This window comes from Nocardiopsis sp. CA-288880 (assembly GCF_050955985.1).
Lineage (GTDB): Bacteria > Actinomycetota > Actinomycetes > Streptosporangiales > Streptosporangiaceae > Nocardiopsis > Nocardiopsis tropica.
Genome location: NZ_CP192105.1, coordinates 741,175 through 760,613, shown reverse-complemented (window position 1 = coordinate 760,613; position 19,439 = coordinate 741,175). Strand labels below are relative to the sequence as shown.

Genomic DNA, 19,439 nt, shown 5'->3' with positions numbered 1-19,439 from the left:
AGTGTACAAAACGCGGGACGTGCGTGGGTCACGTCGGAACCTCCACGAGCTCGACCCTTCCGGGGACCCGCCCCGGGACGCGCGAGGGCGGGACCACGGCGAAGGCGTCCGCCGTGGCGGCGCCCCTCAGGTCGGCGGAACCCGAGACGGGCAGCTCCACCGCCAGGTCCTGGCTCACGCGCACCGGTACCAGGCGGGTGTCGGACGGGTGCGGGCCGGTCGGGCCGATGAGCCCGATCCGCCGGCCGGCGTGCGCGGGGTCCCGCCGGTCCGCGCGGCCGCTGAGCACCGGCACCAGCAGGGTGAGGGCGGCGGCCAGGGCCGCGCCGGGGTTCCCGGGCAGCCCCACGACCACGGCCCCGGAGGGCAGGACGGCCAGCAGCTGCGGATGGCCGGGGCGGCAGGCGACGCCGTCGACGACGACCCTGGCGCCCAGCCGGGCCAGGACCGGGCGCAGGTGGTCGGCCGGACCGGCCGAGGAGGAGCCGCAGACCGCGACGACCTCGGCCGGCCCGGCTCCGTCGAGCGCCCGTGCCAGGTCCCGGCCCCGGTCGGGGACCCGCACCGCGGGGGCGCAGGCACCCCCGGCCCAGGCGACGAGCCCGGGCAGCACGGGACCGATCGCGTCCCGCACCGCCCCAGGGCGCGGCGCCCCCTCGGTCACGACCTCGTCCCCCGTGACCAGGACCCGCACGAGGGGCCGGACCACGGGCAGGGTGTCGCGTCCCAGGCTCGCGGCGAGCCCCAGGAGGGCGGGGGTGACGGGGCTCCCCCGGCGGGCGACCGGGGTCCCCGCCGCCGTGGTCTCGCCCCGGCGGCGGATGTGCCGCCCCTCGCCGATCCCGCCGCGCACGGCGCCGGAGGACTCCGTCGCCAGCTCGTACGGCAGGACCGCCGTGGCGCCGTCCGGCAGGACGGCGCCGGTGGCGACCTCCACGGCCTCACCGCCGCCCAGCCGGACGACCGGGCACCGCCGCCCCGCGAGCGAGCGCCCGAGGACCGACCAGGGGCCCTCCCCGGACACCGCGTACCCGTCCATGGCGGCGCTGTCGAGAGCGGGGACGTCGACCGCCGCGACGAGGTCGGCGCCGAGGGTGGCGCCGAGGGCGCCCGCGAGCGGCTCCTCGGCCATGGGCGTGCCGCCCTCGGCGCCGGTCACCCGCGCCAGCTCCCGCGCCGCGGTCCAGGGCAGCGGGGGTCGCGGGTGGTCTCCGACGTGAAGAAGCGGAGAAGTTTCCGGGGAACCCTGGTCGGGCATTCCTTCTCTCCCTACCGACATGTGGAGAACGATATCTCGGAGCATACTGTATACAGTATGTGAAAGGAAGGGAGTCCTCATGCGAATCGCCGTACTCGGCGCCGGAGCGATCGGCGCCTACGCGGGCGCCGCACTCCACAGGGGCGGGGCCGACGTCCACCTCATCGCCCGCGGCGCCCACCTGGAGGCCCTGCGGGAGCGGGGCGTCCGCGTGCTCAGCGCGCGCGGCGACTTCACCGCGCACCCGCACGCCACCGACGACCCGTCCGAGATCGGCCCCGTCGACGCCGTCCTCCTCGGCCTGAAGGCCCAGCACTACGCGGGCTGCGGCCCGATGCTGCGCCCCCTGATGGGCCCCTCCACCATGGTCGTCGCCGCCCAGAACGGCATCCCGTGGTGGTACTTCCACGGGGTCGGGGGCCCTTTCGCGGGACACCGCATCGAGAGCGTGGACCCGGGAGGGGCGGTCAGCCGGACGATCCCGGTCGAGCGCGCGGTCGGGTGCGTGGTCTACGCGGCCACCGAGATCGCGGGCCCGGGGGTGATCCGGCACATGGAGGGGACCCGGTTCTCCATCGGCGAGCCGGACCGGTCCTCCTCCGCGCGCTGCCGCGCCTTCCAGGCCGCGATGGAGGCGGGCGGCCTCAAGTGCCCGATCGAGCAGGACCTGCGCGAGGACATCTGGGTGAAGCTGATGGGCAACATCGTCTTCAACCCGCTGAGCGCGCTGACCCGCTCCACCATGGCGCAGATCTGCCGGAACCGCTCGACCCGGGAGATGGCGCGCACCATGATGGCCGAGACCCTGGAGGTCGCGGCGCGGCTCGGCGTGCACCCCGCCGTCTCCATCGACCGCCGCCTGGCGGGGGCGGAGCGCGCCGGGGACCACCGCACCTCGACCCTGCACGACCTGGAGCGCGGGCGGCCCATGGAACTGGACGTCATCCTGTCCGCCGTGGTGGAGCTGGCCGACCTGACCGGCACCCCCGCCCCGGCCCTCCGGGCGGTGGACGCCGTGGCCGGGCTGCTCAACGACCGGATGCTCGACGCCCCCGGACCCCCGGCTCCCCCCCGCACCCGCACCGGCCGCCCGGTCTTGACCCATGACTCATGATCGCTAAATACTGTATGCAGTATCCCCGTCAGGCGCCACGGGCGCCGTCGGACCAGGCGAATCCGGCCACGACCACCAAGCGAGGCCACATGCGATCCGACGATTTCTCCGCTCCCTACGACCGACTCACCCGCCCCCTCGTCCGCGACGGCGGCGAACTGCGCCCGGCCTCCTGGGAGGAGGCCCTCGACCGCGCGGCCGCCGGGTTCCGGCGCGGCGTGGACGAGCACGGGCCCGACTCCTTCGGCATGCTCTCCTGCGCGCGGGCGACCAACGAGATGAACTTCATGGCGCAGAAGTTCACCCGCGTCGTCGTCGGCACCAACAACGTCGACTCCTGCAACCGCACCTGCCACGCGCCCAGCGTCGCCGGCCTGGCCGCGGCCTTCGGCTCGGGCGGGGGGACCTCCTCCTACGCCGAGGTCGAGGACACCGACCTCATCGTGATCTGGGGGGGCAACCCGCGCTTCGCCCACCCCATCTTCTTCCAGCACGTGCTCAAGGGCGTGCGCAACGGCGCGCGGCTGTTCGTCGTCGACCCCCGGCGCACCTCGACCGCCGAGTGGGCGGACCGCTGGCTCGGGCTGAACGTGGGCACGGACATCCCGCTCGCGCACGCGATCGGACGCGAGATCCTGCACGCGGGCCTGGCCAACGACACCTTCGTCCGGCGCGCCACGAGCGGGTTCGACGAGTACCGCGCGCTGGTCGAGCCCTGGACGCTCGCCGCCGCCGAGGCCGAGACCGGCGTGCCCGCCGAGGCCGTCCGCGAGCTGGCGCACGCCTACGCCCGGGCCGAGCGCGCCCAGATGTGCTGGACGCTCGGCATCACCGAGCACCACAACGCCACCGACAACGTCCGCTCGCTCATCAACCTGGCCCTGCTGACCGGGCACGTGGGACGGCACGGCTCGGGGCTCAACCCGCTGCGCGGCCAGAACAACGTGCAGGGCGGCGGCGACATGGGCGCCATCCCCGACCGGCTGGCCGGGTTCCAGGACATCCTGGACCCGGAGGCGCGCGCGCCCTTCGAGGCCGCGTGGGGCCGCGAGATCCAGGGCGCCAAGGGCAAGACCCTGACCCAGATGTTCGAGGCGATGGACGAGCGGGAGCTCAGGACGCTCTACGTGATCGGCGAGAACCCGGTCCAGTCCGAGCCCGAGACCGAGAAGACCACCCGCCGCCTGCGCAGCCTGGACCACCTGGTGGTGCAGGACATCTTCCTGACCCGCACCGCCGAGCTCGCCGACGTGGTGCTCCCCGCGAGCGCCTCCTGGTGCGAGTCCGACGGCACCTTCACCAACAGCGAGCGCCGCGTGCAGCTGGTCCGCAAGGCCCTGGACCCGCCGGAGGGCGCCCGCGACGACATCGAGATCATGTGCGACCTCGCGACCCGCCTCGGCGTCGACTGGTCCCGGCCCTCGGCCGAGGAGATCTGGAACGAGGTCCGCTCCCTCTCCCCCATGCACCGGGGCATGAGCTACGCGCGCCTGGCCGAGCTGCACGGCATCCAGTGGCCCTCCTACTCCGAGGACGCCCTGGAGCCGAGCTACCTGCACTCGCGCCTGTGGTCGGAGGACCCCGCCGAGCGCGGCGAACCCGCCCCGTTCGGCATCGTGGGCCACTCCCCGCCGGTGGACCTGCTCGACGAGGACTTCCCGTTCCGGCTGACGACGGGGCGGCGCCTGGACGACTACAACACCGGGGTGCAGACCGGCGGCTTCCGCTCCCCGCTGCGCCGGGGCGAGCTGCTGGACCTCTCGCCCGAGGACGCGGCCAAGCTCGGCGTCGCCGACGGCGAGACGGTGCGGGTGACCTCGCGCCGGGGCTCCGTCCTCGTCCCCGTCTCCGTCACGGAGGCGATGCGGCAGGGGCTGGTGTTCATGACGTTCCACTTCCCCCACCAGGTGGACACCCAGCTGCTGACCATCGACGCCACCGACCCGATCGCGGGGACGGCCGAGTACAAGGCCGCGGCGGTGCGGATCGAGAGGGTGGAGGAGCACGCCGGCAGTGCGGCGCCGGCGCCCTGACGTGCGCGGACGGCGGACCGCGCCGTCGCCCCAGCCCCCTGCGGCGACGGCGCGGTCCCCTCCCTGGGCGACGCGTTCGGGCGCGTGCCCCGGGGGCCGGGTCTCCTTACGTGATCTTGGCGCGTACGGGGGTTGTCAACCCGATAACCAGCATCATACTGTCCTCTGTATACAAAATCCTGTGATCTGGATTACACGAGATTGAGGTGACACAGACGTGGACCTGCGATTCCTGGACGAGGCGCCCACCGCCGTCGAGCGCGAAGCCGTCGACAGCGTGCTCGGTCCCCCCGAATCCGGTTGGGACGGCGGCGCCCGCCAGGACGTCGACCTGCGCTACGCGCGGGGAGGCCACACCGCCCGGGACAGACGCGACCTGCTCATGCCCGCCCTCCACGCGGTCAACGACCGGGTGGGCTGGATCAGCAGGCCCGCCCTGGACCACATCTGCCGGCGGCTCACCGTCCCGCCGGCGGAAGCCTACGCCGTCGCCTCCTTCTACGCGATGTTCTCCCTGCGCAAGCGCCCCCGCCGGGTCGTGCACCTGTGCACCGACATCGCCTGCGCGGCGGCCGGGTCGTCCGGCCTGCGCGACCGGCTCGCCGAGCGCCTCGGCCCGCCCGGCGGGCACGACGGCGACACCTCCTGGCACGAGAGCCCCTGCCTGGGCATGTGCGAACGCGCGCCCGCCGCCCTGGCCCTCGAGGCCGGCGCCCCGGCACGGTACGCCGTCGCCGCGCCCGCCGCCCCCGGGGACCTGGACGCGCTGGCGGGGGACGCCTCCCCCGGATCCGCCGCACCGCCCTCCGCGAACGGACACCGCGACCCCTCCCCCACCACCTTCGGCGCCGACCCCCTGCCCGGCGCCGCCCCGGAGCCCGCCCCCTCGGCGGCGGTCCCCGACGCCGGGTCGCCCGACCACGTGCTCCTCCGGCGCGTCGGCACCGTCGACCCCCTCAGCCTGGACGACTACCGCGCCGCCGGCGGCTACGCGGCGCTGCGCCGGGCGCTGCGGCTCGGCCCGGCCGGCGTGATCCGGGAGGTCACCGACTCCGGCCTGGTCGGCCGGGGCGGAGCCGCCTTCCCCACCGGCCGCAAGTGGCAGGCCACCGCCCAGCAGCCGGACGGCCCGCACTACCTGGTGTGCAACGCCGACGAGAGCGAGCCGGGCACCTTCAAGGACCGCGTCCTGATGGAGGGCGACCCCTTCTCCGTCATCGAGGCCATGACGATCGCCGGCTACGCCGTCGGGGCCCGGCTCGGGTTCCTGTACATCCGGGGGGAGTACCCCCGCGCGCTGCGGCACCTGGAGAACGCCGTCGCGCTCGCACGGGAGCGCGGACTCCTCGGGCCGGACGTCCTGGGCTCGGGGTTCGCCTTCGACATCGAGATCCGGCGGGGCGCCGGGGCCTACATCTGCGGCGAGGAGACCGCGATCTTCGGCTCCATCGAGGGCTACCGGGGCGAGCCCCGCACCAAGCCGCCCTTCCCCGTGGAGAAGGGCCTGTTCGGCAAGCCCACCGCCGTGAACAACGTCGAGACGCTGGTCAACGTCCTGCCGATCATGCTGATGGGCGGCCCCGCCTACGCGGCCGTCGGCACGGGCGGGTCCACGGGGCCCAAGCTGTTCTGCCTGTCCGGCGGCGTGCGCCGCCCCGGGCTGTACGAGCTGCCGTTCGGGGCCACCCTGCGCGACCTCGTCGAGGCGGCCGGGGGCATGCCGGAGGGCCGCACCGTCCAGGCGGTCCTGCTCGGCGGGGCGGCGGGGGCGTTCGTCCGCGGCGACGAACTCGACATCCCCCTGACCTTCGAGGGCGCCCGCGCGGCCGGGACGACCCTGGGCTCGGGCGTGGTCCTGGTCCTGGACGACACCGCCGACCTGGTCGCGACCCTGGTCCGGGTGGCGGCCTTCTTCCGCGACGAGTCCTGCGGCCAGTGCGTCCCCTGCCGTGTCGGCACGGTGCGCCAGGAGGAGTCGCTGCTGCGGATCAGCGCGGGGGCGGACGCGGCCGCCGAGGTCCCCCTGCTCCGCGAGGTCGGCCGGGCGATGAAGGACGCCTCGATCTGCGGACTGGGGCAGACGGCCTGGAACGCCGTGGAGTCGGCGATCGACCGGCTCGACCTGTTCGGCGGCCCCGACCGGGCCGCCTCCGACGACATCCAGCAGAGCACCGCCGCGGGCGACCGGGCGGCAACCGAGGAGGCCCGATGACCGTCCCCGTACTCCTGTCCCCGCCCAGGCGGCTGATCGACGCGACCATCGACGGAGAAGAGGTCCGCGTGCCCGAGGGCACCACCGTCCTGGAGGCGTGCGCCGAGCGCGGCACCGAGATCCCCACCCTCTGCCACGGCGACACCCTCACGCCCAGGAACGCCTGCCGCGTGTGCGTGGTGGAGGTGGAGGGCGCGCGCACGCTCGCCCCCGCCTGCTCGCGCAAGCTGGAGCCCGGCATGTCCGTGGCGACCGACTCCGAGCGGGTGCGCCACAGCCGCAAGCTGGTCCTGGAGCTGCTCGGCTCCTCCGTGGACCTGTCCACCACCCCGAAGGTCGCCGAGTGGATGGAGCGCTACGAGGCGGAGCCCGACAGGTTCGGCCCGCGCGCCGAGGCCGCCGCGCTCGGCGTGCGCGACGCCCGGCGCTCCGGCGAGCACGAGCCCGGCGACGGCTCGGTCGCGGCGACGGTCGAGCAGCCCGCGAAGATCGACAACGACCTGTACGTGCGCGACTACTCCAAGTGCATCATGTGCTACAAGTGCGTCGACGCCTGCGGGGACCAGTGGCAGAACACCTTCGCGATCGGGGTGGCCGGGCGCGGGTTCGACGCCCGCATCTCCACCGAGCACGACGTCACCCTGCCCGACTCGGCCTGCGTGTACTGCGGGAACTGCATCGAGGTCTGCCCCACCGGGGCCCTCTCCTTCGGCACCGAGTTCGACATGCGTCAGGCGGGGACCTGGGACGAGGACAAACAGACCGAGACCACCACTATCTGCACGTACTGCGGGGTCGGCTGCAACGTTACGCTGCACGTGCAGGACAACGAGATCGTGAAGGTCACGTCCCCGCACGACAACCCCGTGACCCACGGGAACCTGTGCATCAAGGGACGGTTCGGCTTCCAGCACGTGCAGCGCCGCGGAGGCGACGGCAAGGGCGGCGGCGCCTGAACCGTTCCGCCCCGCGCGGAACCACGAGGATGAGAATCCCGGATAAATCGTGTAGAACCGGGGACGGCAGGACACCGGAAGGCGGTGGGGCGGAGATGGGACGGGTCACTGTCCGGGGGAAGGTGCTCCGGATCAAGGACGGGTCCGCGACCGAGCGCGTGGACACGTTCGTCGTGGAGGAGCCGCTGGAGATCAGGCTGGACGGTGAGCCGCTGAGCGTCACCATGCGCACGCCCGGCGACGACTTCGACCTGGCCGCCGGGTTCCTCGTGAGCGAGGGCGTGGTGTCGCGGGCCGAGGAGATCACCGCGATCCGCTACTGCGCGGGCGCGACCGAGGACGGCTCCAACACCTACAACGTGCTCGACGTGTCCCTGGCCCCGGGCGTCCCCCGCCCGGACACGTCGCTGGAGCGCAACTTCTACACCACGTCCTCCTGCGGCCTGTGCGGCAAGGCGAGCCTGGACGCCGTCCGCACCCAGGCCAGGTGGCAGGTCGCGGAGGACGGGGCCCGGATCGGCGCGGACACCCTGACGGCCCTGCCCGACCGCCTGCGCGAGGCGCAGCGGGTGTTCGACCGCACGGGCGGGCTGCACGCCGCCGGGCTGTTCACCGCGGACGGCGAACTCCTCGCCCTGCGCGAGGACGTGGGCCGCCACAACGCGGTCGACAAACTGGTCGGCTGGGCGCTGCGCTCCGGCCGGCTGCCGCTGGAGGGCACGGTGCTGATGCTCTCGGGCCGCGCCTCCTTCGAGCTGGTGCAGAAGGCCTGGATGGCCGGCGTCCCGATGATGGCGGCCGTCTCCGCGCCCTCGTCCCTGGCCGTCGACCTGGCCGAGGAGGCGGGCATCACGCTCGCCGGGTTCCTCAGGGGCACCTCCATGAACGTCTACGCCGGAAGGCATCGGATCCTCCTGAAGAAGGCGCTCAGCGCGCCCTCGGCGGCCACGGGAGGCGTCCGCAGTTCGGGTCAGTAGACGCGGGGGCGGTCGGCGCGCTCCAGCCCCCTGCACCGACCGCCCCCGACACCCGGCCCCGTGTCCGCGCCGCCGCCCGGAGCGGCGCCCGGACACCCCGGCCGTGCCCCCGCGACCGGTCCGGGTCCTCCGGCCGGCCGCGGGAGCGGCCGTGCCGGGCCCGGTGCGCCGGGGAGCCGTGCCCCGGCCCCGCGCACCGGACCCGCCCCGGGTCCCCCGCCGGTCAGACGCGCCCCTCGGGGCGCAGCGTGTAGTGCGGGAAGTTGCCGGGCAGGCGCTCGGCGGCGGGCCCCCGGGTGACCGCGTGGACGAGGAGCTCCCCTCCGACGAAGGCGCCCCGCCAGGAGTCGCCCCAGCCGCCGAACAGCTCGTCGCGGTCGCCGCGCGAGCGCGGCCGGTTGACGCCGACCTTGAAGGCTCGCACGCCCCCGGCCAGGCGCGAGGCGGTGTCGGGGTCGTCGCAGGAGACCGTGGCGACCAGGGCCCCGTTGCTGGCGTTCATCCCGGCCAGGAGTTCGGCCTCGGTGTCCACCAGCACGATCGAGTCGACCGGGCCGAAGGGCTCGGCGTGGAACAGCGGTGAGGAGCGCGGCGGCTCCAGGAGGGCCACCGGCGCCACGTAGGCGTCCGTGTTCTGGCCCGGGAGCAGGAGGGCGTCGTCCAACCCGCCCCGGTAGAGGGGCACGGCCCCGCCCGCGACGGCCTCGGCGACGCGGTCGGTGAGCTCCTTGGCCTTGGCCGCGTTGACGAGGGGGCCGAAGTCCAGCTCCGGCAGGTCGTCGTCGGGGGACTCCACGGCGAGCGGGTGGCCGAAGCGGACGCCGCGGACCGCGGTGAGGTAGGCGTCGAGGAACGCGTCGAAGCGGGACCGCTGCACGACGAACCGCGGGTAGGCGGTGCAGCGCTGCTTGGCGTAGTCGAAGGTCTTGCGGATCTGGCCGGAGAGGGACTCCCAGTCGCTGAACTCCCACACCCCCCAGCAGTTCAGCCCCTCCTGTTCCAGGACGTGCGGCCGTCCCAGGTCGGCGACGTCGGCCGCCACCCGGCCGCCGGCGTCCCGGCCGCCGACGAAGGACACGCAGCCGATCTCGGGCCCTTTCACCAGCGCCGGGGACAGCTCGCGCCCGCCGCCGCTGACGAGGGTGAACGGCAGCCCCTCCCGGACCGCGAGGGCCACGGCGAGGGTCAGGCAGACCAGTCCGCCGTCGGTGGGCGTCTTGGCGATCACCCCGTTGCCCGCGAGCGCCTGGACGCACATCGCGTGCGCGAGCACGCTCATCGGGTAGTTCCAGCTCGCGATGTTGCTGACGGGGCCGTCCAGGGGGAGGCGGCCGTCGAGCATGGGCCCGATGCCGTCCAGGTACCACTCCACCCCGGAGATCGCCCGGTCCACGTCCTGGCGGGCCAGCCGCCAGGGCTTGCCGATCTCCCACACGAGGGCGAGGGCGAGGGTGTCGCGGTGCCGTTCCCAGGCGCGGACCGCGGCGCGCACCCGCGCCCGCCTCTCCTCCAGGGGGAGGGCGGTCCACGCGCGGTGCCCGGCGGCGGCCCCGGCCACGGCGAGGGCCGCGGTGGCGCCGTCCAGCATGGGCAGGTCCGCGGTCCGCGAACCGTCCACGGGCGAGTAGGAGGCCCGGGGCTCGCCGTCGGGACGCCACCGCCCGCCCCAGTGGTTGTGGACGCGGTCCGGGCCGAAGGCCTCCGGGGCGGTCTCCCGGCAGCGGGCGTACAGGGCGTCCCAGGAGGTGCCGGGCTTGGGCATCGTCGTCATGGGGCCGTGGGCGCCGCCGTGGAGAGGGCGCCCGCCTCCTCTCCGCCGGGGGTTCCGCCGAGGACGGCGCGCACGAGGCGGGCCGCTTCGCTGGGGGTTTTGCCGACCTTGACGCCAGCGGCCTCCAGAGCCTCCTGCTTGGCCGCGGCCGTGCCCGCCGAACCCGACACGATCGCGCCCGCGTGCCCCATCGTCTTGCCCTCCGGAGCCGTGAACCCCGCCACGTACCCCACCACGGGCTTGGACACGTTCGCCTTGACGAACTCCGCCGCGCGCTCCTCCGCGTCGCCGCCGATCTCACCGATCATCACGATCACGTCGGTGTCGGGGTCGGCCTCGAACGCCGCCAGCGCGTCGATGTGCGTGGTCCCGATGACCGGGTCCCCGCCGATGCCCACCGCCGAGGAGAAACCGATGTCGCGCAGCTCGTACATCATCTGGTACGTCAGCGTGCCCGACTTGGACACCAGACCGATCCGGCCCGGCTTGGCGATGTCGGCCGGGATGATGCCCGCGTTGGACTGGCCCGGCGTGATCAGACCCGGGCAGTTCGGACCGATGATGCGGGTCTTGTTGCCCTTGGAGCCGGCGTAGGACCAGAACGCCGCGGTGTCGTGCACCGGGATGCCCTCGGTGATCACCACCGCCAGGCCGATCTCGGCGTCGATCGCCTCCACGACCGCGTCCTTGGAGAACTTGGGCGGCACGAAGATGACCGTGACGTCGGCGCCGGTGGCGGCCATGCCCTCGGCCACCGATCCGAAGACCGGGACCTCGGTGCCGTCGAAGTCGACCTTCTGGCCGGCCTTGCGCGGGTTGACCCCGCCCACGATGTTGGTGCCCGAGGCGAGCATGCGCCGGGTGTGCTTGGTGCCCTCAGAGCCCGTCATGCCCTGGACCAGCACCTTGCTGTCCTTGGTCAGGAAAATAGCCATGGTGTGTCGCGTCCCCTGTCGAAGTTCGTCTCGCCGGTCAGCCCAGTGCCGCGAGCTCGGCGGCCCGGGCGGCGGCGCCGTCCATCGTGTCGACCCGCCGAACGGCCGGGTGGGCGCGCTCGTCGAGGATCCGGCGGCCCAGCTCGGCGTTGTTGCCGTCCAGTCGCACCACCAGCGGCTTGCCGGACCCGCTGGCACCCGGGTCGTCACCACGGCCCTCCAGCAGCTCCAGCGCCTGCACGATGCCGTTGGCGACCGCGTCGCAGGCGGTGATACCGCCGAAGACGTTGACGAACACGCTCTTGACCGCCGGGTCGCCCAGGATGATCTCCAGGCCGTCGGCCATCACCTCGGCGGAGGCGCCGCCACCGATGTCCAGGAAGTTGGCGGGCTTGACCCCGCCGTGCTCCTCCCCGGCGTAGGCGACCACGTCCAGCGTGGACATGACCAGGCCCGCGCCGTTGCCGATGATCCCGACCTCGCCGTCGAGCTTGACGTAGTTCAGGCCCTTCTCCTTCGCCCTGCGCTCCCGGTCGTCGACGTCGGAGCCGTTCGTGAAGGGGACTCGCTCGGGGTGGCGGAAGCCCGCGCTCTCGTCCAGGGTGACCTTGCCGTCGAGAGCGACGATCCGGCCGTCGGCCGTGCGGACCAGGGGGTTGACCTCGACGAGGGTGGCGTCCTCCCCCTCGGCGACCGCCCAGAGGCGGGTGATCACCTGGGCGGCGCAGTCCCGCACCTCCTCGGGGAGCCCGGCGGCACGGCAGATCTCCAGCGCGGCGGCCTGGTCGACCCCCTCGGGCCCGACCGGCGTGCGCACGACCGCGCCGGGGTCGGTGACGGCGACCTCCTCGATCTCCATGCCGCCCTCTTTGGAGCAGATCGACAGGAAGCCGCGGTTCGCGCGGTCCAGCAGGAAGGAGAAGTAGTACTCCTCCGCGATGTCGGAGGCCTCCTCGACCAGGACGCGGCGGACCGTGTGGCCCTTGATGTCCATGCCGAGGATCTGCTCGGCCCTGGCCCGGGCGTCCTCGGGGCCCTCGGCGACCTTCACGCCGCCGGCCTTCCCGCGACCACCGGTCTTGACCTGCGCCTTCACCACCACCCGGTGACCGATGCGCCCGGCCGCCAGCCGCGCCTGCTCGGGGGTGTCCGCGATCTCGCCCTCGACGAGGGGGACGCCGTACTCCCCGAAGAGCTGTTTGGCCTCGTACTCGTGGAGATCCACCTGGCCTCCTCATGACGTGGTTGTCGTGTCCCCTTCAGTGATACTCCATACTGTATGCAGTATTCAATACTCCTTCGGCCGAAAATGTGTCCTGCGCCACCCCTTCCCAGGACGCCGGGAACTTTGCATACTGCATACAAGGAGGTGTCGCCATGCGCAGCCCCCACTCCCCCGGACACCCTCCGCCCTCCGTCCCCGACCGGGAGGAGGTGCGCGACTGGCGCGGCAGGCGCTACTCCGTCGGCCCGTCCGCACGCACGCTGACCGGCGTGCCCCGCTCCGTCGTCCTCGCCCGCGCGCTGGTCGCGGCCGCGGCGGTCGGGGTGCTCCAGTTCGGCTACGGCGCGGCGGTCCCGACCCTGGTCGCCGCGCACGGCTGGTCCCCCGCCGCCGCCCTGCTCCCGTTCCTCGTGTGGACCCTGGTCCAGGGCGCCTGCGCCCCGGCGCTGTACCGGCTGGGCAGGCGGCGGGAGCTGCGGGCCGGGGCGCTGATCCAGGCCGGCGCGCTGCTGTGCGCGGCGGCGCTGGTCGTGCTCGGCGCCTCCTCCGGGCTCACCGCGGCCGTCCTGGGCTACGGGGTCCTCGGCGGCGCGGGCGCGGGACTCGTCTACCACTCCTGCACGGACCTGGTCGGCGGCTGGTTCCCCGACCGGCGCACCGTGCGCTCGGGGGCCGTGGGCGGCGCCTTCGCCCTGGGGTCGGTCCCCCTCCTCCCCGCGATCGCGGCCGGGACGGCGCCCGCCTCGCTGCCCTGGGCGTGCGCGTCGCTGGCGGCGCTGGTCCTGGTCCTGGGGGTCGCGGGCGGCGCGGGCCAGCGCTCCGCCCCGCCGCGGTGGTGGCCGCCGGGGGCGTCCGACCCGCGCGCCGTCGCCCTGCTCCGGAGCGCCGACCCGCCCCCGGCCGCCGACTTCACCCACGCCCAGGCGTGGTCGGCCGGCGGGTCGCTGCCGCTCCTGCACGCGGTCGTCGCCCTCTCCGGGGCCGGCGGGCTGTTCGTCCTCGCCGCGCTGCCGGTGCTCCTCGTGGAGGGCGGCCATCCCCCGGCCGCCGTCGCCCCGGCGATCGCGGCCTTCGCCGCGGGCAGCGGGCTGGGGCGCCTGGCCGCGGGCGCGGCGGCCGAGCGGGCCGGCCGGCGCCGGATCCTCGCCCTGCTGCTGGGGGCCGCGGCGCTCGCGCTGACCGGCCTCTCCGCGTCCGCCGGATCCCCCGCCGCCGCGGTGCTCCTGGCGCTGGCGGCCGGCGCGGGCACCGGCTCCTGCTACCCCCTGACCCGCGCGATCACCGAGGGGCACTTCGGCTCGCGGTGGACCGCCGGCATCCACGGCCTGGTCTACAGCTCGAAGGCGGTCGGCGGACTGGTCGGCGTCGGCGGGGCGGCACTGCTCCTGGCGACGGCGCCGCCCGCCGCCTGGCCGACGGGCCTGGTCGGCGCGGGCGCCCTGTGCGGGGTCGCGGCGCTGCTCGCGGCCCTGCTCCGGCGCCCGCTCCCGGTACGGACCACACCGGCGGCACACGGGGTCTGGACACCGCCGCGACGCCGTGCTCCAATGTGACGTACACGGTATACAGTATCCCGGCAACAGCGTCCCTCGGGGACGCAGCCCGCCCGCACCGCACGAAAGGGGTCGTCGTACCGATGGCCGACGGCAAGGGAACCACCGAATCCACCACCAGCGAGAAGACCGCGATCTCCGGAGGCCACCTGGTGGCCAAGGCCCTCAAGGCCGAGGGCGTCGACGTCATCTTCACGCTCTGCGGCGGACACATCATCGACATCTACGACGGATGCGCCGACGAGGGCATCGACGTGGTCGACGTCCGCCACGAGCAGGTCGCGGCGCACGCCGCCGACGGCTACGCGCGGATCACCGGCAAGCCGGGATGCGCGGTCGTGACCGCCGGCCCCGGGACCACGGACGCGGTCACCGGCATCGCCAACGCCTACCGCGCCGAGAGCCCGATGCTGGTCATCGGCGGCCAGGGCGCCCTCAGCCAGCACAAGATGGGCTCGCTCCAGGACCTGCCGCACGTGGACATGATCAACCCGATCTCCAAGTTCGCCGCCACCGTGCCGCACACCGAGCGGGTCGCCGACATGGTCTCGATGGCGTTCCGCGAGGCGAACAGCGGCGCCCCCGGACCGTCCTTCCTGGAGATCCCCCGCGACGTCCTCGACGCCTCGGTCCCCCTGGACAAGGCGCGGATCCCCGCCAAGGGCCGGTACCGCGCCTCCACGCGGCAGGCGGGCGACCCCGACGCGATCGAGCGCCTGGCCGACCTGCTCGTGCGCTCCGAGCGCCCGAGCATCCTGCTCGGCAACCAGGTGTGGACCACCCGGGCCACGCAGTCGGCCACCGACCTGGTCCGCGCGCTCAACGTCCCCGCCTACATGAACGGCGCCGGCCGGGGCACGCTGGCGCCGGGCGACCCCCACCACTTCCAGCTCTCCCGGCGCTACGCCTTCACCAACTCCGACCTGATCATCATCGTCGGCACCCCCTTCGACTTCCGCATGGGCTACGGCAAGCGTCTCTCCCCCGACGCCACGGTCGTCCAGATCGACCTCAACTACGCCACCGTCGGCAAGAACCGGGACATCGACCTGGGGATCGTCGGCGACGCCGACGTCATCCTGTCCTCGGTGCTCCAGGCCACCTCCGCCTACGGGGACAACGGCTCCCAGAGCCGCAAGACCTGGCTGGAGGAGCTGCGGACCCAGGAGCAGACCGCCCTGGACAAGCGGGCGCACCTGCTCACCTCCGACTCCACGCCCATCCACCCCTACCGGCTGGTCAGCGAGATCAACCAGTTCCTGACCGAGGACTCCATCTACGTCGGCGACGGCGGCGACATCGTCACCTTCTCCGGGCAGGTGGTCCAGCCCAAGTCGCCGGGCCACTGGATGGACCCGGGGCCGCTCGGCACGCTGGGCGTCGGCGTCCCGTTCGTGATGGCCGCCAAGTACGCCCGCCCGGACAAGGAGGTGGTCGCGCTCTTCGGCGACGGCGCGTTCAGCCTCACCGGCTGGGACTTCGAGACCCTCGTCCGGTTCGACCTGCCCTTCGTCGGCATCGTCGGCAACAACTCGTCGATGAACCAGATCCGCTACGGCCAGATCGCCAAGTACGGCGCGGACCGCGGCGAGATCGGCAACACGCTGGGGGACGTGAACTACGCGGAGTTCGCCAGGATGCTCGGCGGCCACGGCGAGGAGGTCCGCGACCCGGCCGACATCGCCCCGGCGCTGCGCCGCGCCCGCGAGTCCGGCAAGCCCTCGCTCGTCAACGTCTGGATCGACCCCGAGGTCTACGCCCCGGGGACGATGAACCAGACCATGTACAAGTAGCCGAGCCAGAGAGGAAGAGCCATGGGCAAGGCACTCGACGGGGTACGCGTCCTGGACATGACCCACGTCCAGTCGGGACCGTCGGCGACGCAGATCCTCGCCTGGATGGGCGCGGACGTGGTCAAGGTGGAGGCGACCTCGGGCGACATCACCCGGCGCCAGCTCCGGGACCGGCCCGACGTGGACAGCCTGTACTTCACGATGCTCAACTCCAACAAGCGGAGCATCACGCTGAACACCAAGAAGCCCCGGGGCAAGGAGATCTTCCTGGACCTCGTGCGCCGCAGCGACGTCCTGGTGGAGAACTTCGCCCCCGGCGCGCTGGACCGGATGGGGTTCACCTGGGAGGCGCTCTCCGAGGCCAACCCCCGGCTGGTCTACGCCTCGATCAAGGGGTTCGGGCCGGGCGCGTACGCCGACTTCAAGGCCTACGAGGTGATCGCCCAGGCGATGGGCGGCTCGATGAGCACCACCGGGTTCGAGGAGGGCCCGCCGCTGGCGACGGGCGCGCAGATCGGTGACTCGGGCACGGGGATGCATACAGTAGCCGGTATCCTCGCGGCCCTGTACCAGCGCACCCACACCGGGCGCGGCCAGCGCGTGCAGGTGGCCATGCAGGACGCGGTGCTCAACCTGTGCCGCGTCAAGCTCCGCGACCAGCAGAGGCTCGCGCACGGACCGCTGGCGGAATACCCCAACGACGACTTCGGCGACGAGGTCCCCCGCTCCGGCAACGCCTCCGGCGGAGGCCAGCCCGGATGGGCCGTCCGCACCGCCCCGGGCGGGCCCAACGACTACGTGTACGTCATCGTCCAGCCCGCCGGGTGGGAGCCGATCACCCGGCTCATCGACCGGCCCGAACTGGCCGACGACCCCGAGTGGTCCACCCCCGAGGCCCGGCTGGACAAGCTCGACAAGATGTTCTCCCTGATCGAGGAGTGGACCGCCCAGATCCCCAAGTGGGACGTGCTGGCGGCGCTGAACGCGCACAACATCCCCTGCGGCCCGATCATGTCCACCCGGGAGATCATCGACGACCCGACCCTGCGGGCCAACGGTGTCATCACCACCGTCGACCACCCCGAGCGCGGGCCCTACAGCACCGTGTCCTCGCCGATCCGCCTCTCGGACTCGCCGGTGGACGTCGTCCGCTCCCCGCTGCTCGGCGAGCACAACGCCGACATCTACCGCGGCGAGCTGGGGCTGTCCGACGAGGACCTGGCCGAACTCGAATCGAACGGAGTGATCTGAAGACATGGCCGCCTACACCCCCGAGCGTTCCGACCGGGACCGCTCAGCGGTCCGCGAGGTGCTCGACCGGGCCCGTGCCGAGGGCCGCACCGCCCTCACCGCCCCCGAGGGCCGCGTCCTCGCCGACGCCTACGGCATCCCGATCCCCGGCGAGGCCCTGGCCGGCTCCGCGGAGGAGGCCGCCTCCCTCGCCCAGGACCTCGGACTCCCCGTCGTGGCCAAGATCGTCTCCCCCGACATCCTGCACAAGACCGACGCGGGCGGCGTCGAGGTCGGCCTGGACAGCGCCGAGAAGGTCTCCGAGGCCTACCACCGCATCGTCGCCAACGCCCTCGCCCACACCCCGGGCGCGCGGATCGACGGCGTCCAGATCCAGCAGCAGATCGGCGGCGGACCCGAGGTCGAGGTCCTCGTCGGCGCGACGACCGACCCCACCTTCGGCAAGATCGTGGTGTTCGGCCTGGGCGGCGTCCTGGTCGAGGTCCTGAAGGACGTCACCTTCCGCATGGCGCCGGTCTCCAAGGAGGAGGCGCTGTCCCAGATCGGCGACATCCGCGCCGCCGAGGTGCTGCGCGGCGTGCGCGGGCGGCCGGGCGTGGACCAGGAGCGGCTCGCCGAGGTGGTCAGCGCGCTGTCGGACCTGGTGACCGACTTCCCCGAGATCGCCGAGGCCGACCTCAACCCCGTGTTCGCCGGGCCCTCGTCCGCCGTGGCCGCCGACCTGCGCTTCGTCCTGGACTTCTCCCCGGCCGAGCGGCCGGCCTCATTCGGCCGGGACGAGATCCTCGGCGCGATGAACCGGGTCTTCAAGCCCCGGTCGATCGCGATCATCGGCGCGTCCAACGAGGCCGGGAAGATCGGCCACTCCGTCATCAAGAACATCGTCGACGGCGGGTACGCCGGCGAGGTGTACCCGGTCAACCCCAAGGCCCCCGAAGTGTACGGCCGCAAGGCGTACGCGAGCGTCCTCGACGTCCCCGGCGACGTCGACGTGGCCGTCTTCGCGATCCCCGCGAAGTTCGTCGCCGGCGCGCTGGAGGAGGTCGGGGCGAAGGGGGCCGCCGCGGCGATCCTCATCCCGTCCGGCTTCGCCGAGACCGGTGAGCAGGAGTTGCAGGACGAGGTGCTGGCCATCGCCCGCAGGCACGGCGTCCGGCTCCTCGGCCCCAACATCTACGGCTACTACTACACGCCCGAGAAGCTGTCGGCCACGTTCTGCACCCCCTACGACGTCGCCGGCGGCACCGCCCTCACCTCGCAGTCCGGCGGCATCGGCATGGCCATCCTCGGCTACAGCCGCAGCACCAACACCGGGGTCTCCGCCATCGTCGGCGTCGGCAACAAGGCCGACATCGACGAGGACGACCTGCTCACGTTCTTCGGGCAGGACGAGAACACCAACGCCATCGCCATGCACCTGGAGGACCTCAAGGACGGCCGCGCCTTCGTCGAGGCCGCACGCGAGGTCGTGCCGCACAAGCCCGTCATCGTGCTCAAGGCCGGGCGCACCGACGCCGGCGCCCGCGCGGCCGGGTCGCACACCGGGGCGCTCGCCGGGGACGACAAGGTGTACGACGACATCCTGCGCCAGGCCGGGGTGGTCAGGGCGCCGGGGCTCAACGAACTGCTGGAGTTCGGCCGCGCCCTGCCCGTCCTGCCCACGCCCAGGGGCGAGAACGTCGTCATCATCACCGGGGCGGGCGGATCGGGCGTCCTGCTCTCCGACGCCGTGGTCGACAACGGGATGTCGCTGTACGAGATCCCGCCGGACCTGGACGCGTCGTTCCGGGCGTTCATCCCGCCCTTCGGGGCGGCCGGGAACCCGGTCGACATCACCGGGGGCGAGCCCCCCTCGACCTACGAGGCCACGGTCAGGCTGGGCCTGGAGGACGAGCGGGTGCACTCGCTGATCCTGGGCTACTGGCACACCATCATCACCCCGCCGATGGTCTTCGCCAAGGTGATCAGCGAGGTCGTGGCCGAGGCCAGGGCCAAGGGCATCGACAAGCCCGTGGTGGCCTCCCTCTCCGGGGACACCGAGGTGGAGGAGGCCTCGCAGTACCTGTTCGACCACGGGATCGTGGCCTTCCCCTACACGACCGAGAAACCCGTGCAGATTCTCGGCGCGAAGTATCGCTGGGCGCGCGCCGCAGGACTACTCTGACCCAGTGCCCGGCCGGCGCCCACCGCGCCGGCCGGGCCCAGGCACCACCGCACCGCCGCACCACCCCCTGATCCCGACGGCCTCGGAGCCGCCGCCACAAGGCCGTCGGGACCCTCCGCCGCGGACACAGCCACTCACCGGCCGCGACGGTCCGCACGCACACCGACAGAGAGGTGGCCGCACCACCCCGGGGGCGC

The 19,439-nt window shown here is 73.4% G+C and carries 13 protein-coding genes; 9 read left to right on the top strand and 4 right to left on the bottom strand.

The window, feature by feature from the left end; all coding sequences use genetic code 11:
- Positions 1-28 precede the first annotated feature (28 nt).
- Entirely contained in the window at positions 29-1,132 is a 1,104-nt protein-coding gene (locus ACQPYD_RS03420) for a molybdopterin molybdotransferase MoeA (RefSeq protein ID WP_433701934.1), read from the bottom strand.
- A 205-nt stretch (positions 1,133-1,337) separates the two neighbouring features.
- On the opposite strand from ACQPYD_RS03420, the gene ACQPYD_RS03415 reads away from it, so the two are divergent.
- From ACQPYD_RS03415 to fdhD, 5 genes are all read left to right on the top strand, one after another.
- Entirely contained in the window at positions 1,338-2,372 is a 1,035-nt protein-coding gene (locus ACQPYD_RS03415) for a 2-dehydropantoate 2-reductase (protein WP_433699737.1), read from the top strand.
- Positions 2,373-2,461: 89 nt separating this feature from the next.
- Positions 2,462-4,405 carry a molybdopterin oxidoreductase family protein gene (locus tag ACQPYD_RS03410; RefSeq protein ID WP_433699736.1) on the top strand — a complete coding sequence of 648 codons (1,944 nt, stop codon included), beginning with the start codon at positions 2,462-2,464 and terminating at the stop codon, positions 4,403-4,405.
- 217 nt (positions 4,406-4,622) lie between these two features.
- Positions 4,623-6,617 (top strand): NAD(P)H-dependent oxidoreductase subunit E, encoded by a 1,995-nt coding sequence (locus ACQPYD_RS03405; protein WP_433699735.1) that lies wholly within the window; start codon positions 4,623-4,625, stop codon positions 6,615-6,617.
- Positions 6,614-7,573 (top strand): 2Fe-2S iron-sulfur cluster-binding protein, encoded by a 960-nt coding sequence (locus ACQPYD_RS03400; protein WP_433699734.1) that lies wholly within the window; start codon positions 6,614-6,616, stop codon positions 7,571-7,573. The genes ACQPYD_RS03405 and ACQPYD_RS03400 overlap by 4 nt, the downstream gene beginning before the upstream one ends.
- Positions 7,574-7,668: 95 nt before the next feature.
- Positions 7,669-8,550, top strand: coding sequence for a formate dehydrogenase accessory sulfurtransferase FdhD (fdhD, locus tag ACQPYD_RS03395; protein WP_330156740.1), 882 nt, complete (start codon positions 7,669-7,671; stop codon positions 8,548-8,550).
- A gap of 223 nt (positions 8,551-8,773) precedes the next feature.
- Here the strand turns inward: fdhD and ACQPYD_RS03390 are convergent, their stop codons facing one another.
- Genes ACQPYD_RS03390 through sucC form a run of 3 tightly spaced genes read right to left on the bottom strand, consistent with a single transcriptional unit; the run spans position 8,774 to position 12,481 of the window.
- Positions 8,774-10,321, bottom strand: a complete 1,548-nt coding sequence (locus ACQPYD_RS03390; protein WP_433699733.1) for an aldehyde dehydrogenase family protein — start codon at positions 10,319-10,321, stop codon at positions 8,774-8,776.
- Positions 10,318-11,256: a succinate--CoA ligase subunit alpha gene (sucD, locus tag ACQPYD_RS03385; protein WP_433699732.1), complete on the bottom strand. Its 939-nt coding sequence runs from the start codon at positions 11,254-11,256 to the stop codon at positions 10,318-10,320. Before sucD ends, ACQPYD_RS03390 begins: the two co-directional genes overlap by 4 nt.
- A gap of 37 nt (positions 11,257-11,293) precedes the next feature.
- Entirely contained in the window at positions 11,294-12,481 is a 1,188-nt protein-coding gene (gene sucC / locus ACQPYD_RS03380) for an ADP-forming succinate--CoA ligase subunit beta (RefSeq protein WP_433699731.1), read from the bottom strand.
- Positions 12,482-12,633: 152 nt separating this feature from the next.
- Between sucC and ACQPYD_RS03375 the strand changes: the two genes are divergently transcribed.
- The 4 genes from ACQPYD_RS03375 (at position 12,634) to ACQPYD_RS03360 (ending at position 19,242) form a co-directional block, all read left to right on the top strand.
- Positions 12,634-14,034, top strand: a complete 1,401-nt coding sequence (locus ACQPYD_RS03375; protein WP_433699730.1) for an MFS transporter — start codon at positions 12,634-12,636, stop codon at positions 14,032-14,034.
- Positions 14,035-14,117: 83 nt separating this feature from the next.
- The gene (locus ACQPYD_RS03370; RefSeq protein WP_267947997.1) at positions 14,118-15,827 is read left to right on the top strand and encodes a thiamine pyrophosphate-binding protein; all 1,710 of its coding nucleotides are present in this window, start codon (positions 14,118-14,120) and stop codon (positions 15,825-15,827) included.
- Between the two features lie 21 nt (positions 15,828-15,848).
- Positions 15,849-17,078 (top strand): formyl-CoA transferase, encoded by a 1,230-nt coding sequence (frc, locus tag ACQPYD_RS03365; RefSeq protein ID WP_433699729.1) that lies wholly within the window; start codon positions 15,849-15,851, stop codon positions 17,076-17,078.
- A 4-nt stretch (positions 17,079-17,082) separates the two neighbouring features.
- Entirely contained in the window at positions 17,083-19,242 is a 2,160-nt protein-coding gene (locus ACQPYD_RS03360) for an acetate--CoA ligase family protein (RefSeq protein WP_433699728.1), read from the top strand.
- The last annotated feature ends 197 nt before the right edge of the window (positions 19,243-19,439 follow it).

Excerpts from the sequence above, each read along its gene's own strand:
- ACQPYD_RS03420 (WP_433701934.1), bottom strand. The coding sequence starts at position 1,132 with ATGGCCGAGGAGCCGCTCGCGGGCGCCCTCGGCGCCACCCTCGGCGCC.
- ACQPYD_RS03415 (WP_433699737.1), top strand. The coding sequence starts at position 1,338 with ATGCGAATCGCCGTACTCGGCGCCGGAGCGATCGGCGCCTACGCGGGC.
- ACQPYD_RS03410 (WP_433699736.1), top strand. The coding sequence starts at position 2,462 with ATGCGATCCGACGATTTCTCCGCTCCCTACGACCGACTCACCCGCCCC.
- ACQPYD_RS03400 (WP_433699734.1), top strand. The coding sequence starts at position 6,614 with ATGACCGTCCCCGTACTCCTGTCCCCGCCCAGGCGGCTGATCGACGCG.
- fdhD (WP_330156740.1), top strand. The coding sequence starts at position 7,669 with ATGGGACGGGTCACTGTCCGGGGGAAGGTGCTCCGGATCAAGGACGGG.
- ACQPYD_RS03390 (WP_433699733.1), bottom strand. The coding sequence starts at position 10,321 with ATGACGACGATGCCCAAGCCCGGCACCTCCTGGGACGCCCTGTACGCC.
- sucD (WP_433699732.1), bottom strand. The coding sequence starts at position 11,256 with ATGGCTATTTTCCTGACCAAGGACAGCAAGGTGCTGGTCCAGGGCATG.
- ACQPYD_RS03375 (WP_433699730.1), top strand. The coding sequence starts at position 12,634 with ATGCGCAGCCCCCACTCCCCCGGACACCCTCCGCCCTCCGTCCCCGAC.
- ACQPYD_RS03370 (WP_267947997.1), top strand. The coding sequence starts at position 14,118 with ATGGCCGACGGCAAGGGAACCACCGAATCCACCACCAGCGAGAAGACC.
- frc (WP_433699729.1), top strand. The coding sequence starts at position 15,849 with ATGGGCAAGGCACTCGACGGGGTACGCGTCCTGGACATGACCCACGTC.
- ACQPYD_RS03360 (WP_433699728.1), top strand. The coding sequence starts at position 17,083 with ATGGCCGCCTACACCCCCGAGCGTTCCGACCGGGACCGCTCAGCGGTC.